Genomic DNA, 1,237 nt, shown 5'->3' with positions numbered 1-1,237 from the left:
AACTAAAATACTGTTAGTAACAATATAACATTTAATAATTATAAAAATGTATAGTAATTAACAATAGTTTTATTAAGATATAAAAAAATAATAAATATTTTACTATAATATAGTATCTATAGTAGATAGACTATATGGTTAGTTATATTATAATATAATTATATGGTGAGATGTCCGAGTGGCTGAAGGTGCACGCTTGGAAAGCGTGTTTACATTAAAGTGTATCGAGGGTTCAAATCCCTCTCTCACCGTTATTACTTATATTAAAGTAATAAAGTAATAATGTTACTTTTTTAAAATTTTTAATCTTAGCCAATAAAAGCTAATCCTTTCATATATGGTAAAAGTTGTTCTGGTATTTCAATGCGTCCATCAGCACGTTGATAGTTTTCTAATACAGCAATAAGAGTTCGACCAACTGCTAAGCCAGACCCATTTAATGTATGTAGTAAATGCAATTTGTTATCATCTTTGCTACGATAGCGCGCTAGCATACGGCGAGCTTGAAAATCACCAATATTAGAACAAGAAGAAACTTCACGGTAATTATTTTGTGCTGGAAACCATACTTCCAAATCGTAAGTTTTACAAGAAGAAAATCCCATATCACCTGTGCATAATAACATTTTACGATAAGGTAAATTTAACAATTGTAGTACTTTCTCAGCATGACCAGTCATCTCTTCTAGAGCCTGCATTGATTGTTCTGGTTTAATGGCTTGTACCATCTCTACTTTATCAAATTGATGCATACGAATGAGCCCACGAGTATCACGGCCATAAGAACCAGCTTCTGAACGAAAACATGGCGTGTGGGATGTCATTTTTAATGGTAAAATATTTTCATCAAAAATTTCACCACGAAGTAAATTAATTAATGGAACTTCAGCAGTTGGTATTAGTGTATAAACACTAGTTTGTTTGTCTTCGCTTAGTGGTTGTATATGAAATAAATCTTCCGCATATTTCGGTATATGACCTGAGCTATATAATGAAGTCTGGTTGACTAAATATGGTAAATAGTACTCTTGGTAACCATGTTGTTGAGTATGTATATCTAACATAAATTGCGATAGTGCGCGGTGTAACCGCGCAATTTGTCCACGTATAACCACAAAACGTGAACCAGTTAACTTTACCCCAGCTGTAAAGTCTATATCACCAATCATTTCTCCTAATGAGACATGATCTCGTACTAAAAAATTATACTTACGTGGTTCACCCCACCGCTGTACTT

General features: G+C 33.1%; 1 protein-coding gene and 1 tRNA gene. One reads left to right on the top strand and one right to left on the bottom strand.

All coding sequences use genetic code 11. The features are described from left to right. Positions 1–164 precede the first annotated feature (164 nt). A tRNA-Ser gene (locus CEX73_RS03225) sits at positions 165–251 on the top strand. Positions 252–308: 57 nt separating this feature from the next. Here CEX73_RS03225 and serS read toward each other — a convergent pair. After that, positions 309–1,237, bottom strand: a 929-nt coding sequence (serS, locus tag CEX73_RS03220) for a serine--tRNA ligase (RefSeq protein WP_101627141.1), incomplete at its 5' end; no start/stop codon positions are given.

This window comes from Candidatus Palibaumannia cicadellinicola (genome assembly GCF_002855795.1).
GTDB lineage: Bacteria > Pseudomonadota > Gammaproteobacteria > Enterobacterales > Enterobacteriaceae > Baumannia > Baumannia cicadellinicola_C.
This window is presented reverse-complemented; position numbering and strand designations above follow the sequence as displayed.